Annotated in this window: 12 protein-coding genes; 8 read left to right on the top strand and 4 right to left on the bottom strand. The window is 69.7% G+C overall.

Translation table 11 applies throughout. From position 1 onward, the window contains the following. The first annotated feature begins 23 nt into the window (after positions 1 to 23). The 3 genes from IG196_RS27560 to IG196_RS27550 are packed head-to-tail and all read left to right on the top strand — an operon-like array spanning position 24 to position 2993. Positions 24 to 1781, top strand: a complete 1758-nt coding sequence (locus IG196_RS27560) for an FAD-dependent monooxygenase (protein ID WP_192193850.1) — start codon at positions 24 to 26, stop codon at positions 1779 to 1781. Beyond that, positions 1778 to 2014: a hypothetical protein gene (locus IG196_RS27555; RefSeq protein ID WP_192193849.1), complete on the top strand. Its 237-nt coding sequence runs from the start codon at positions 1778 to 1780 to the stop codon at positions 2012 to 2014. Before IG196_RS27560 ends, IG196_RS27555 begins: the two co-directional genes overlap by 4 nt. Before the next feature lie 4 nt (positions 2015 to 2018). Beyond that, complete coding sequence (locus tag IG196_RS27550; protein ID WP_192193848.1) at positions 2019 to 2993, top strand: Bug family tripartite tricarboxylate transporter substrate binding protein; 975 nt, start codon at positions 2019 to 2021, stop codon at positions 2991 to 2993. Between the two features lie 21 nt (positions 2994 to 3014). Here IG196_RS27550 and IG196_RS27545 read toward each other — a convergent pair whose 3' ends face one another. Together IG196_RS27545 and IG196_RS27540 are read right to left on the bottom strand one after the other, a co-directional pair. Further along, positions 3015 to 4220, bottom strand: coding sequence for a toxin-antitoxin system YwqK family antitoxin (locus tag IG196_RS27545; RefSeq protein ID WP_225616825.1), 1206 nt, complete (start codon positions 4218 to 4220; stop codon positions 3015 to 3017). Beyond that, complete coding sequence (locus tag IG196_RS27540; protein ID WP_101493788.1) at positions 4217 to 4630, bottom strand: VOC family protein; 414 nt, start codon at positions 4628 to 4630, stop codon at positions 4217 to 4219. Before IG196_RS27540 ends, IG196_RS27545 begins: the two co-directional genes overlap by 4 nt. Before the next feature lie 65 nt (positions 4631 to 4695). On the opposite strand from IG196_RS27540, the gene IG196_RS27535 reads away from it, so the two are divergent. The 4 genes from IG196_RS27535 (at position 4696) to IG196_RS27520 (ending at position 9719) form a co-directional block, all read left to right on the top strand. Next, on the top strand, positions 4696 to 5940 hold the full coding sequence (locus IG196_RS27535) for a TraB/GumN family protein (protein WP_225616824.1): 1245 nt from the start codon (positions 4696 to 4698) through the stop codon (positions 5938 to 5940). Between the two features lie 11 nt (positions 5941 to 5951). Continuing rightward, entirely contained in the window at positions 5952 to 6323 is a 372-nt protein-coding gene (locus IG196_RS27530) for a DUF2946 family protein (protein ID WP_192193846.1), read from the top strand. A gap of 86 nt (positions 6324 to 6409) precedes the next feature. Beyond that, positions 6410 to 8749, top strand: a complete 2340-nt coding sequence (locus tag IG196_RS27525; RefSeq protein WP_192193845.1) for a TonB-dependent receptor — start codon at positions 6410 to 6412, stop codon at positions 8747 to 8749. Between the two features lie 31 nt (positions 8750 to 8780). Next, the gene (locus tag IG196_RS27520; protein ID WP_192193844.1) at positions 8781 to 9719 is read left to right on the top strand and encodes a copper chaperone PCu(A)C; all 939 of its coding nucleotides are present in this window, start codon (positions 8781 to 8783) and stop codon (positions 9717 to 9719) included. Positions 9720 to 9743: 24 nt separating this feature from the next. Here the strand turns inward: IG196_RS27520 and IG196_RS27515 are convergent, their stop codons facing one another. Then, positions 9744 to 11474, bottom strand: a complete 1731-nt coding sequence (locus IG196_RS27515; protein WP_192193843.1) for a phospholipase D family protein — start codon at positions 11472 to 11474, stop codon at positions 9744 to 9746. Positions 11475 to 11580: 106 nt separating this feature from the next. Then, positions 11581 to 13485 (bottom strand): ATP-binding cassette domain-containing protein, encoded by a 1905-nt coding sequence (locus tag IG196_RS27510; RefSeq protein ID WP_192193842.1) that lies wholly within the window; start codon positions 13483 to 13485, stop codon positions 11581 to 11583. Between IG196_RS27510 and IG196_RS27505 the strand changes: the two genes are divergently transcribed. Next, entirely contained in the window at positions 13475 to 13957 is a 483-nt protein-coding gene (locus IG196_RS27505; protein WP_192193841.1) for a hypothetical protein, read from the top strand. The genes IG196_RS27510 and IG196_RS27505 overlap by 11 nt on opposite strands. Positions 13958 to 14000 lie beyond the last annotated feature (43 nt).

Genomic DNA, 14000 nt, shown 5'->3' with positions numbered 1-14000 from the left:
CTGCATCGGGACAATCCCGTTCCATGACCACCACCCGTACCGCCGACGCCGCCACCGGCCCCGTGCCGCCGCCGTCCTCCGCGACCGCGCTGCCGCCCTCGGTCGGCGCCTTCCACTACACGCGCTTCGCGCCCCGGCTGCCGTCGCTCGGTGCCGACGGCATGGAGCCCGGCCGCCATCCCGTCGTGATCGCGGGCGGCGGCCCGGTGGGCATGGCGCTCGCGCTGGGGCTCGCCAACCACGGCGTGCGCAGCGTGGTGCTCGAGGCCGACGACACGGTCTGCGTGGGCAGCCGCGCGGCCTGCATCTCGCGCCGCAGCCTGGAGATCGTGGAGCGCCTGGGCGCGCTGCCGGCCTTCCTGGGCAAGGGCCTGCCGTGGAGCGTCGGGCGCAGCTTCTACAAGACGGCCGAGGTGTTCCGCTTCGAGATGCCGCAGGACGCGCAGCAGAAGCTGCCGCCGATGATCAACCTGGAGCAGTACTACATCGAGCAGTACCTGCTGGACGCAATCGAACGCCGCAACGCCGCGACGCCGGGGCTCGTGGACATCCGCTGGGGCACCGAGCTCACCGCGCTCGCGCAGGACGAGGACGGCGGGGGCGTGACGCTCGACGTGCGCAACGCCGAAGGCGCCTACCGCCTGCGCGGCCAGTGGCTCGCGGCCTGCGACGGCGGCCAGAGCTTCGTGCGCAAGTCGCTCGGGCTGGCGCTCGAGGGCACGGGCTACGAAGGCCGCTACGTGATCATCGACATCGAGCTGCACAGCGGCCACCCGACCGAGCGCCGCGCGTGGTTCGACCCGCCGTGGAACCCCGGTTCGACCGTGCTGATGCACCGTCAGCCCGACGACATCTGGCGCATCGACTACCAGCTGCGCGCGGGGCAAAGCACCGAAGACGCGCTGCAGCCCGCGGCCGTGGCCGAGTTCGTGCAGCGCCATCTCGACGCGATCGGCGAAGGCCATCTGCCGTGGAAGACGGTGTGGACCTCGGTCTACCGCGCCGGCGCGATGACGCTCGACAGCTACCGCCACGGCCGCGTCGTGTTCGCGGGCAACGCAGCGCACGCGATGCCGATCTTCGGCGTGCGCGGCCTTAACTCGGGCTTCGACGATGCCGACAACCTGGCCTGGAAGCTGGCCTTTGTGGCGAAGGGCCTGTCGGGCGCGGCGCTGCTCGATGCGTACTCGCAGGAGCGCATCGCGGCCTTCCACATCAACGCCGAGGCCGCGATGCGCAGCACCGAGTTCATGTCGCCGCCCTCGCGCGGCTTCGACCTGCTGCGCGAGGCGGCGCTGTCGCTGTCCGAGGCGCACCGCGGCATCGCGCAGCTCATCAACCCGCGCCAGACGCAGGCCGTGCGCTATGACGACTCGGCGCTGTCGAGCGAAGGCGATGCATTGCCGGCGGGGCCGTTGCCCGGCGAGGTGATGCCGGAGCAGGCGCTCGAACAGGGCTATCTCACGGACTGGATCGCGCCGGTGTTCACGCTGCTGGTGTTGCGGCCGGATGTGGCTTCGCCGCCCGCCGCCGACATCGAGCGAGCGCAGCAGGGCGCCTTGCCTTTTGCGGTTCGCAGCATCGCGAGTGTCGGCACTGAAGGCGCCGATGCGCAGGCGTCCACCGCTGTCTTCGCAGCGCTAGGCGCGCAAGACGGTGCCATTTACCTGCTGCGCCCCGACGGCCACGTGGCCGCGCGCTGGCACCGCCTGCCGACCGGTGCACTGCCCGCCGCGCTGGCCCGCGCGGCCGTTGCCAACTCACAGGACATTCCCGCATGACGACCGCCGCCCCTGCGCTCCACCCCGACGCCCGCGACCGCCTGTACGCCGAGTGCGCGCGCGCCATCACCGAGGCCGGCGCCGAACGCGAATCGCTGTTCCTCGCGCGGCTCGCGCTGCTGCTGTTCGAGCAGGTCGGCGACGAGTCGCGCTGCCGTGCCGCGCTGGCCGACGCATTGCGCGCGCTGCCCGTACCATCGCTGTCCGCTTTCGAACAACAAACAGGAGATTGATCTCATGGATCGCCGCACCCTTCTCGCCACGCTCGCTTCCGGCGCCGCCGTGGCCGCTGCTCCCTTCGCCCACGCACAGGACTACCCCGCGCAGCTCATCAAGTGGGTCGTGCCGTACCCCGCGGGCGGCGGCACCGACGTGATCGCACGCGTGCTGGCCGAGGCCATGCGCCAGACGCTGGGCCAGCAGATCGTGGTCGACAACCGCCCCGGCGCGTCGACCAACATCGGCGCCGACCTGGTCGCCAAGAGCAAGCCCGACGGCTACACCGTGCTCTCGGCCGACAACGCCGTGCTGGCCTTCAACGAGCACCTGTTCAGCAAGCTGCCGTTCAACCCCGAGAAAGACTTCACCTACATCGGCGCCATCGGCAAGTTTCCGCTCGCGCTGGTCGTGCACCCGGACTTCCCGGCCAAGACCTTCAAGGAGTTCCTGGCCTACGTGAAGGCCAACCCCGGCAAGGTCAACTACGCCTCGCCCGGCAACGGCTCGCCGCACCACCTGGCGATGGAAATGTTCAAGGCGCGCACCGGCACCTTCATCACCCACATTCCGTACCGCGGCGCGGCGCCGGCCATGGCCGACGTGATGGGCGGTCAGGTGCCGTGCATGTTCCTGGACCTGGCCTCGGGCCTGCCGATCATGCAGGGCAACAAGGTGCGTGTGCTGGCCATCGGCTCGGGCGCGCGCAGCAAGCGCCTGCCCGACGTGCCGACGCTGGCCGAAGTGGGCGTGCCCAACACCGAGGTGTTCGCGTTCCAGGGCATCCTCGGCCCGGCCGGCCTGCCCGCCGCCGTGGTGAGCAAGCTCAACAGCGACCTGAACAAGGCCTTCAGCACGCCGGCCGTGCAAAAGCGCTTCGACGACTTCGGCATGGAAGCGATGCCCGGCACGCCGGCGCAGTTCGCGGCGCTGTCGCGCGCGGAATCGAAGCGTTGGGGGCCGATCATCAAGCAGGCCGGCATCAAGCTGGACTGATGCCGCCCGGGGGCGTTCACCTCAGCGGGTGAACGCTTTTCTGGAGCCGTCTTCGAAGACTTCGTCGTCGCGCTGCAGCTCGCCGTTCTCGTCCCAGCTGCGTTCGCGCGTCACGCGGCCCTTGTCGTCGAAGCTCGACTCGGCCAGCAGCTCGCCCTTTTCATTGAAGCGCTGGTGCGTGCCTACGGGCACCTGCCGGCTGCGTCCCGGTGCGAGGTAGCGCCCTTGCGCAGCGCGCTGGCCGCTGTCGTAGAACTCGGTCACGTCGACCGTGCGCTCGCTGCCGGCGCCGCTGTAGACGGCCTTGCTGCGCGGCTGGCCGTTGAGGTGAAAGCTGTCGTCGCTCAGGGGCTCGCCCGAGGCGTTCCAGCGCTGGTCGCGCACCAGCGATCCGCGGTCGGAAAACTCCTGCTCGCGCTGGCGGATCGACGAGCGACCGACCAGCAGCCACACGGTTTCACGCCGCTTCACGCCTTCTGACGAAAAACTGCGCTCCACGCGCCGGTTGCCACTGGTCTCGTCGAGCACCGACGGCTTGCCGTTGTCGTAGAACTCCTGCGTGCGCACGCGCTTGCCCGCCTGGTACGAGAGCTTCGAGCGCAGCGTGCCGCGCGCGTCGAACAGGTCGACGTTCGACGGCCCGCCCGTGAAGCCGCACAGCTTGGCATCGTCGGCCACCGGCGCCAGCACGGGCGCCTCGGCGCAGCGCAGCATCGACATCTGGCCGCGCTCGGTGAACTCGACCATGGCGCGCTCGGTGCCGCGGTCGGGATGGAAGGTGGCGCGCCGCAGCTGGCCGCCGGGGTAGAAGCTGCGCACGAGGCCGCGCTCCTGGCCGTCGTCGTACGTGGCGTCGCGCAGCACCTGGCCGCCGGGCGCGAACTCGCGCGCGCGGCCCTGCATGTTGCCCTTGGCGTTGACGGTATGTTCGCGCGCGAGCTTGCCCTTTTCATAGAAGCGCACCAGGCCCATGAAGACGCCGTTCTGCACCTGCTGCTCGCGCTGGAGTTCGCCGCTGCCGCGGTCCTTGCAGCGCATCAGGCCGGTTTTTCCGGCGGTGCTGTTGCCGTCGGCCGGGCTCACGCGCTGGCCGTTGAGCTCGCACTCCTGCTGCGCATGGACCACCGGGGTACCCAGCAGCGCGACCCATGCGATCGCGGCCGGGCCGAAGAAGGACGCGGCCGCCCGGGGCGTCCGAAGAGCGGGGGCGGGCGGGCGCGGGGTCACTTGTCGTAGAGCGTGTCGAGCGAACGGAAGCCCTTGACCTCGATCGGGTTGCCGAAGGGGTCGCAGAAGAACATCGTCCACTGCTCGCCCGGCTGGCCTTCGAAGCGCACCTGCGGCTTCAGCACGAACTCGGTGCCGGCGGCCTCGAGGCGCCCGGCCAGAGCCTGCCAGTCGGGCAGCGCGAGCACGATGCCGAAGTGCGGCATGGGCACCATCGCATCGCCGACGCGGCCGGTGCGGGTGGTGGCGAAGGGTTCACCGAGGTGCAGCGAGATCTGGTGGCCGAAGAAGTCGAAGTCGACCCAGGTGTCGGTGCTGCGGCCTTCGGCGCAGCCGAGCACGTCGCCGTAGAAGCGGCGGGCGCCGTCGAGGTCGCGCACGTGAATGGCAAGGTGAAAGATGCTTTGCATGGTTTTGGATTATGGGCAGCGGTGCTGTGAGAATGCCGGACTTTCTTTCAATCATGGAGCTCGCCTTGCGGATACTCCGAGCCCTCGTCGCACCGCTGCGCCTGCTGTCGCGCGGCACTGACCGGCCGGCGCCCCAGCGCCTTCTTGCACGTCTGACCCGCCAGGCCTTCGCGGCTGTCGGTGGTTGTTTCATCGCGGTCGCGGCGCACGCCGCCGCCTGCCCACCCTCGGCCATCGCGAGCCTCGAGAAGCCCGGCATCGGCCTGCGCAACGGCGTCGACCGCGGGCTGCTGTGGCGCATCGAGCGCGACGGCCGCACCTCGTGGCTCTACGGCACCCTGCACCTCGGGCGCGGCGAATGGGTGCGACCCGGTCCGACCGTGCAGAAGGCGATGGCGCAGAGCGACACGCTCGCGCTCGAGCTCGACTCGCGCGACGAGGCCACGGTGCGCGCCCTGAGCCAGCCCGCCGACCCGGCCGCCGTGGCGCGCGTGCTCAGCGGCGAACGCGCCCGCCGGCTCGAGCGCCAGAACGCCGAGGCCTGCGTGTCGCCGGGCTCGACCGCCAGGCTGCCGCCGATCCTGCAAGTCACGACGTTGACCGCGCTGGCGGCGCGCGCCGACGGCCTGTATGCGGAGTTCGGTGTCGACGAGACGCTGGCCGTCTCGGCCCGCAACAGCAACAAGCCGATCGTCGCGCTCGAGAACGCGGCCGACCAGCTGCGCTGGCTCACCGGCGGCTCCGAAGCCGAAGAGGCCGAGCAGATCGACGCCATGCTCGACGAGCTGGAGTCGGGTCGGCTGCGCGGCCAGCTCAAGACGCTGGCCGACATCTGGGCGCGCAGCGACGCGGCCCGGCTGGCGCGGTACCCCGAGTGGTGCGAGTGCCTGAACACGCCGGCCGAGCAACGCCTCATGAAGCGCCTGCTCGACGACCGCAACCCCGGCCTGGCCGACGGCATCGAGCGCCTGCATGCGGGCGGGCGCAGCGCGTTCGCCGCGGTCGGTGCGCTGCACATGGTCGGCGCGCAGGGGCTGCCCACGCTGATGGCGGCGCGCGGCTTCACCGTGACCCCGGTGCTCACCGAGGCGCAGGCACAGATGGCGCTGCCGATGCCGCCGCTCGCGGCGCCCGAGCCGCCGGCCCGCAAGGCGGTGCGTGGTGGCAAGAACGTCAAGGGACAGAAGGCGAGCAAGGGCCAGAGCCAGAAGGCCGCCGCGAAGGGCGGCGCCAAGCCGGCTGCGAAGGCCGCCGCGCCCAAGAGCGGCAAGGCCACCCCCAAGGCCACCAACAGCAAAGTGCGCCGATAATCGCGACCGCCATGCACACGCTGCGCCTCCACCCCCGCCTGATCGGCCGTCTCGGCCGGTGGGTGCTGTTGTGGTTCGTGCTGTCGCTGGGCGTGGCGGTGGCGTCGCCGGTGGTGCATCCGCAGGCGATGGAACTGGTGTGTTCCGGCGCCGGGACCGTCAAGGTGGTGGTCCACACCGAAGACGGCGTGCAGGACATGGGCGCCACGCACATGGACTGTCCGCTGTGCGTGCTGACCGGCGCACCGCCCCCGCCGCCGCTGGCAACCGCTTTCGATGCGCCCCTGCCTCTGGGGCGCGTGCTTCAACCGATTCCCGCCGCGCGCCATGCCGCGGCCACGGCTGCGCCGCTTCCGGCCCGTGGGCCCCCGCGTTCCGCCTGAGCGATCAGCAACAGCGCTGCCTGTCGGTGCACCCCGGGTGCGCGCAGGCAGTCCCTTTGGCTTGAAGTTCGTGGAGCCGGTTCCCCATGAAGCAGCACTCCCGCGCCCTGGCGATCGCCATGGCATTTCCTCTCAGCGCGCCGGTGTGGGCGCAGCAGCAAACGCCGCCGGACGTTGATCCGCCCGAGGCCGGCGCTGCGGCCGCCCCGGGCCGCGCACTCGGCACCGTCACCATCAGCGGTGGCCGCCCGACCTCGCTGCCGACGCAGATCCCGACCACCATCGAAGGCGTGACGGCCGAGCAGATCGCCGAGACGGTCAACGCCACCGACGCCGAAGACGCGCTCAAGTACCTGCCGAGCCTGCTGGTGCGCAAGCGCTACATCGGCGACTTCAACCACGCGGTGCTCGCCACCCGCGCCTCGGGCACGGGCAACAGCGCGCGCGCGATGGTCTACGCCGACGGCATCATGCTGTCGAACCCGCTGGGCAACGGCGCCACCTTCGCGCCGCGCTGGGGCATGGTGTCGCCCGACGAGATCGAGCGCGTCGACGTGCTCTACGGTCCGTTCTCGGCGGCCTACCCGGGCAACTCGGTGGGCGCCGTGGTCGACTACGTGACGCGCATGCCCACGCAGCTCGAGGCGCACGTCAAGCTCAGCGGCTTCGCCTCGAACTTCGACCTGGACAAGAGCCATTCGTCGCCGGGCGGCCAGCAGCTCGACCTGTCGCTGGGCAGCCGCAGCGGCGACTGGTCGTGGTGGCTCGGCGCCTCGCGCACCCACAGCAAGGGGCAGGCGCTGTCGTTCGCCAACCGGCTCGTGAGCGCCGGCACTGTCGGCACGGCGGGCACGCCCGTCACTGGCGCGGTGCTCGGGCTGAACCCGTCGAACCAGCCGTGGTGGCTGCTCGGCGGCACGACCGCTTACGACACGACCCAGGAGCAGGCCAAGCTCAAGCTGGCCTACGACTTCTCGCCCACGGTGCGCGCCACCTACACGCTGGGCGCCTGGCACAACACCACGCACGGCAGCACCGACACCTACCTGCGTGACGCGCTCGGGCAGCCCGTGTACGGCGGGCGCGTGAACCTCGGCGGGCGCACCTACACCCTCGATGCGCCGGCCACCGCCTTCGCACCGACCGAGACGGCGCTCACGCACTACATGCACGGCCTTTCGGTGAAGAGCCACACGGGCGGCGCGTTCGACTGGGAAGTGGCGGCGAGCCTGTTCGACTACGCCAAGGACACCTCGCGCACGCCGACCGTGGCGCTGCCCGGCGCGTTCTACGGCGGCCCCGGCCGCACCACCGACATGGGCGGCGCCGGCTGGCACACCTTCAAGGCCGCGGGCACCTGGCGGCCTACCGGCTCGGCCGAAGGCGTGGGCGCGCACGTGGTCGATTTCGGTGTCCAGCAAGACACCGCGCGGCTGCGCAGCGCCATCGGCAACACGCGCGACTGGATCGGCGGGCCGGCCGTGTCGCCGTTCTCCGCCTTCAACGGCAACACGCGGCTGCGCTCGCTCTACGTGCAGGACACGTGGCGCTTCGCCAAAGACTGGAAGACCACGCTGGGCCTGCGCCACGAGCGCTGGGAAGCGTACGGCGGCCAGCTCGGCAACGCGGCGAAGCTGCTCGACTTCGCGCCGCGCAAGAACAGCTTCGTCTCGCCCAAGGCCGCGCTCGCCTGGCAGGCCACGCCCGACTGGCTCTTCAAGGCCTCGACCGGCCGCGCCGTGCGCATGCCCACCGTGAGCGAGCTCTACCAGGGCTCGATCGAAGGCAACCGCATCGTCAACACCAACCCGAACCTGCGCCCCGAGCGTTCGTGGACCGCCGAGCTGAGCGCCGAGCGCGACCTCAAGCGCTGGGGGCTCGACGGCGTGCTGCGCACCACGCTGTTCTTCGAGCACACGAAAGACGCGCTCTACACCCAGGCGCTCACCAACCTCGTGAGCACGGTGCAGAACGTCGACGCCATCCGCACGCGCGGGCTGGAGGTGGCGTTGAACACGGTCGACGCAGGCATCCAGGGGCTGGACCTCAGCGGCAGCCTCACGCTGACCGATTCGAAGATCACCGCCAACAGCGGCTTCCCGGCCAGCGTCGGGCGTGACCAGCCGCGCGTGCCCAAGGTGCGCGCCTCGCTGCTCGCCACCTACCGGCCCGACGCCAAGTGGAGCTACACCGTCGGCGCGCGCTACAGCGGCCGGCAGTACGGCACGCTCGACAACAGCGACCCGAACGGCATGGCCTTCATGGGCTTCTCGAAGTTCTTCGTGGTCGATGCGCGCATCCGCTACCGCATCGACCGCCAGTGGAGCGCCGCCGTCGGCATCGACAACCTCAACAACCGGACCTACTGGGCCTTCCACCCGTACCCGCAACGCACCTTCGTGGCCGAACTCAAGTTCGACCTTTGACCCTCACTTTTCCTCTCCAAGGACACACGCCATGACAAAGCTCTCGACCCCCACCTTCCACATCCTCGCCGCCTGCGCCCTGCTGGCGGGTGCCGGCGCCGCCGGCGCCCACGTGAGCCTGCCTCCGGGCGGCGCCACCGTGGGCAGCGAGTACAACGCCGCCTTCCGCGTCGGCCACGCCTGCGAAGGCGCCAAGACCACCACCGGCCTCGCCGTGCGCCTGCCCAAGGGCTTCGTGCTCACCGATGCGCAGGCACGCAAGGGCTGGAAGCTCGATGCGCCCAAGGCCGGCAGCGCCGAAGGCGAAGTGCGCTGGACCGCAGAGACGCCGCAGAACGCGCTGCCCGGCAGCGAGCGCGGCGAGTTCGTGCTGCGCGGCAAGGTGCCCGCAACGCCGGGCCCGCTGTGGTTCAAGGTGCGCCAGGACTGCGACGTCGGCAGCGTCGACTGGGCCGAAGTTCCCGCCGCGGGCAGCGCCGTCGCCGGCCTGAAGAAGCCCGCCCCCAAGCTCGACGTGGTGGCGCAGGGCGTGGCCACGGTCGACGTGCGCGACGCCTGGGTGCGCCAGTCGGTGCCGGGCCAGAGCGGCACCGGCGCCTTCATGAAGCTCACCGCGCCCACGGGCACGAAGCTGGTCGGCATCTCGACGCCCGCCGCCGGCGTGGCCGAGGTGCACGAGATGAAGATGGAAGGCGACACCATGCGCATGCGCGAACTGACGGGCGGCCTCGACCTGCCGGCCGGCAAGATCGTAGAGCTCAAGCCCGGCGGCTACCACGTGATGCTGATGGACCTGAAGGGCGCGATGGCCAAGGGCGCGACCGTGCCCATGACCCTGAAGTTCGAGGACGCCAAGGGCGCGAAGACGACGCTGGAGCTGAAGCTGCCGGTCGGTGCGCCGGAAGGCGCGGCTGCTACGCCGGCGCCCGCGGCGGGCGGTGCGCATCAGCACTCCCAGCACAAGCACTGACCCTGTCGGGGTCTCGCCGGAGCGTCAGAGCAACTGGTCCGGCGCCAGCGGCCCGAACAGCCGCAGCAGGAAGCGCAGCGTGGCGCTCGCGTCGGGCTCGGTGTCCGTGTCCTGCAGGCCGCTGCCTTCGGGCGCGTGCCACACCAGCGTGCCCTTCTCGAGTTCGACATGCCATGAGCGCTCGCGCATGCCGCGCTCGATCTGCTCGGCCGCCACGCGCGAGAGTTCGCTGCTGCGGATCAGCAGCGCGATCTCGGTGTTCTGCAGCTGCGAGCGCAGGTCGAGGTTCATGGAGCCGACCACCAGCAGCCGGCCGTCCATCACCAGCACCTTGGAGTGCAGCATCGCGCGCGATTCACCGCTGGCGCTGCCCGCGCTGCTGCCGCCCGAGGAGCCGAACACATTGCCGAAGTCGGTCTGCTCGCTGCGCAGCTCGTACAGCTCGACGCCCGCGGCCAGCAGCGCCTTGCGGTGGCGCGCATAGCCGACATGGGCGATGGGCGCATCGTTCGAAGCGAGTGAATTCGTCAGCACCCGGATGCGCACGCCCCGTGTGCGCGCCGCGGCAAAGGCCTGCTGCATGTCGGGGCCGGGCACGAAGTAGGGCGAGATGATCAGCAGGTCGGTGCGCGCCTGGCCGATCAGGTGCAGCAGGCCTTCGACCACCGTGTCGCCGCTGGACGCCAGGTCGGCCAGCGCTGCGGCGTTGCGCGAGGGCGACTCGGGCCGGCTCACCACGAGGTCGGGGTTGCGCATCGCGCCGGGCCCGCGGTCGGCCGGGATCTTGCCCGGCGCGTCGGCCAGCATCAGGGCCGGCGCCCAGACGAAGGCGGCGCTGCGCAGGTCGAGCGGTTTCTCGTCCCAGGCGCGGGCGCGCTGTTCGGCCGTGGGGGCCGCGCCGGGGCGGGGCTCGCCGTCGGGTGGCTTCGGGTGGTTGCGGGCTTCGGCGGCTTCGTCGCCGAGTTCCTTCTCGACGCGCTGGGCGCGCTCGCGGATGCGCTGGAACTCCTCGCGCGAGACCAGCGACTGCACGGGGTAGGCGCGCTCGTTGTTCCAGTAGCTGTCGAAGCTGCGCGAGAGGTCCTGCACGATCGGGCCTGCCGCCAGCACGTCGACGTCCACAAAGTTGCCGGTGGTGGCATTGCCGAAGTAGGCATCGCCCAGGTTGCGCCCGCCGGTCACGCCCATCACGTTGTCGGCCAGGAACAGCTTGTTGTGCATGCGCTGCTGGATGCGCGAGACCTCGCCGATGGCGTTGAGCATGCGGTTGAAGCCGGTGCCGCGCGAGCCCGCGAGCGGGTTGAACAGGCGCATCTCGATGTTCGGGATGAAGGCCAGGCCGAGCACCAGCGCGTCGCGGCCGACGGTGTGGAAATCGTCCAGCAGGATGCGCACCCGCACGCCGCGCTCGGCCGCCGCCTGCAGCCCGCGCACGAGTCGGCCGGTGCTGGCGTCGGCGTGGATGGCGTAGTACTGCAGGTCCAGCGTTTTCTGTGCGCTCTCGATCAGCGCCAGCCGGCTGCCGTAGGCGGCCTGCGGACCGCCCAGCAAGAGGAAGCCCGAGTCGAAGCGGGCCTTGTCGGCCTGCCGCCGCTCTTTCAGCAGCGTGGCCAGCGCCGTGCCGTCGGGCGAGGCGAGCGCGGTCGAGACGGGGCGGTCCACATCCTTCGGCAGCTGCGCGCAGGCGCCGAGCACCAGGATCGCCAGCAGCGCGGCGCTGCGGCGGACCAACGCGTGGAAGGAAGAAGAAGGCATGCGGCGGGATCTTTCCGGGAGCCGGGGAAGGCGGTGCCGCATGTATAGCCGAGTTGGCGCCCGCCGTGGGTGGGACGGGCGGCCAACCGGCGCAGGAAGACAGCGCTCAGCGCCCGGCGCCGAGTTCTTCCTGGCGCTCCAGCGCGGCGAGCAATTCGTCGTCGATCTTCGCGTGGCGCTCGCTCAGTTCGACCGCGCGCGAGGCGTCGCTCGCGTAGATGGTGCCGCCGTCGAGTTCGAGCATTTCGCTGATGCGCTTCTGTTCGGTTTCGAGGGCTTCGATCTGTGTGGGAAGGGCTTCGAGTTCGCGCTGCTCCTTGTAAGAGAGCTTCTTGCGGGGGCCGCCCACCGGAGCGGCGGAGGGTGCAGCCGCGGGAGCCGGGGCCGGTGCGGCAGCAGGAGCCGGCGGTGCCGACGCGAGGCGCTGCTCGGCGATCTCGCGTGCGCGCTTCGACTGGATCAGCCAGTCTTCCACGCTGCCCTCGTACTCGCGCCAGCGGCCGTCGCCCTCGAAGGCGATCGTGCTGGTCACCACGTTGTCGAGGAAGGTGCGGTCGTGGCTCACGAGGAACACGGTGCCGTCGTAGTCCTGCAGCAGGCCTTCGAGCAGTTCGAGCGTGTCGATGTCGAGGTCGTTGGTCGGCTCGTCGAGCACCAGCACGTTGGCCGGGCGCGCGAACAGGCGCGCCAGCAGCAGGCGGTTGCGTTCGCCGCCGCTGAGCGAGCGCACGGGGGAGTTGGCGCGCGCGGGGGAGAACAGGAAGTCGGAGAGGTAGCTTTTGACGTGCTTCTTCTGGCTGCCGATTTCGATCCACTCGCTGCCGGGGCTGATGAAGTCTTCGAGCGTGGCGTCGAGGTCGAGCTTGTCGCGCATCTGGTCGAAGTACGCCACCTGCAGGTTGGTGCCGCGGCGGATCTTGCCGCTGTCGGGTTCGAGCTCGCCGAGGATCAGCTTGAGCAGCGTCGTCTTGCCCGCGCCGTTGGGGCCCAGCAGGCCGATCTTGTCGCCGCGCAGGATGGTGCCGCTGAAGTTGCGGATCACGGTCTTCTCGCCGAAGGACTTGGTGGCCTCGGTGAGCTCGGCCACGATCTTGCCGCTGGACTGGCCCGACGCCACGTCCATGTTGACGCTGCCCTGCACCTCGCGGCGCGCGGAGCGGCTGGCGCGCAGTTCCTGCAGCCGCGTGATGCGGCTCTGGCTGCGCGTGCGGCGGGCTTCGACGCCCTTGCGGATCCAGATCTCTTCCTGCGCCAGCAGCTTGTCGGCCTTCGCGCTGATGATGGCTTCCTGGGCGAGCTGCTCTTCCTTCTGGAGGAGGTACTGCTCGAAGTTGCCGGGGTAGGAACCCAGCTTGCCCCGGTCGAGTTCCACGATGCGGGTGGCGACGCGGTTCAGGAAGCTGCGGTCGTGGGTGATGGTGACGACGCTGCCCTTGAAGTCGATCAGCAGCTGTTCCAGCCACTCGATGGAGTCGAGGTCCAGGTGGTTGGTCGGCTCATCTAATAAGAGCACATCGGGCGCGGCCACCAGGGCCTGGGCCAGGGCGACCCGCTTGCGCGTGCCGCCGGAGAGGGAGCCGACGCGCGCGTTGCGATCGAGGTGGAGGCGGTGCAGCGTCTCTTCGACGCGCTGTTCCCAGTTCCAGGCGTCATAGGCTTCGATCTTGGACTGCAGGGCGTCCAGGTCGAGCCCGTCCGCGCCGGAGAGGTACAGGTCACGGATGGCGATGACTTCGCCCAGGCCCTGGCTGGCGGCGGTGAAGACGTCCGCATCCATGTCCAGCGCGGGCTCCTGCGCCACGTAGGCGACGCGCAGGTTCTGCTGCAGCTGCAGCGTGCCGTCGTCGGGCTTTTCCAGCCCGCCCAATATCTTGAGCATCGACGACTTGCCGGCGCCATTGCGGCCGATCAGGCCGATGCGTTCCGATTCAAGAAGAGAGAAGTCCGCATGATCCAGCAGCGGGACGTGACCGAACGCGAGCTGCGCGTTGAGGAGTGTGATGAGTGCCATGTGGCACGGATTATCGGAGGGGCGGGTGAAGGCGCTTGGCGACCAGGGGAGAGGGCTTCTTTGTGGCTCTCTATATAGAGAGGGTCTGGAGTCATCCAGGAGAGGCGCTGACAACCAGGAAAGAGGCTTGAGGCTGGCGGTGAGCGAGGCGATCAAGGCCTTCTTCAAGTTTCTTTCGGCTTGGCTTGCAGGGCTCGAAATCTGTCATATACTCGTGGGCTTCGCTACTGAATACCTCTGGTGTTCGAAGCGACTGGGACTCTCAGGAGTGCTGGTTGTGGGTGGTGAAGAAAGTCTTCGAAAGTTGACGCGGTTTGAAAAAACAGTGCATAATCGAAGGCTTCGCTGGAAACAACTTCAGCGACTTGAACTGAAAGGTTTGGGTTGCAGGAAAGAAGAAGTGGAAAGCGAAAAAAGTCTCCGAAAGTTGACACGGTTTGAAAAAACAGTGCATAATCGAAGGCTCCGCTGAAAACAACTTCAGCAGCTTGAATCGAAAGATTCGGGATGCGAAA

Origin of the sequence: Variovorax sp. 38R (assembly GCF_014843395.1) — a bacterium.
GTDB classification, from domain to species: Bacteria; Pseudomonadota; Gammaproteobacteria; order Burkholderiales; family Burkholderiaceae_C; genus Variovorax; species Variovorax paradoxus_H.
Note: the sequence above shows the minus strand (reverse complement) of the source record. Positions and strands in the feature narration are given on the sequence as shown.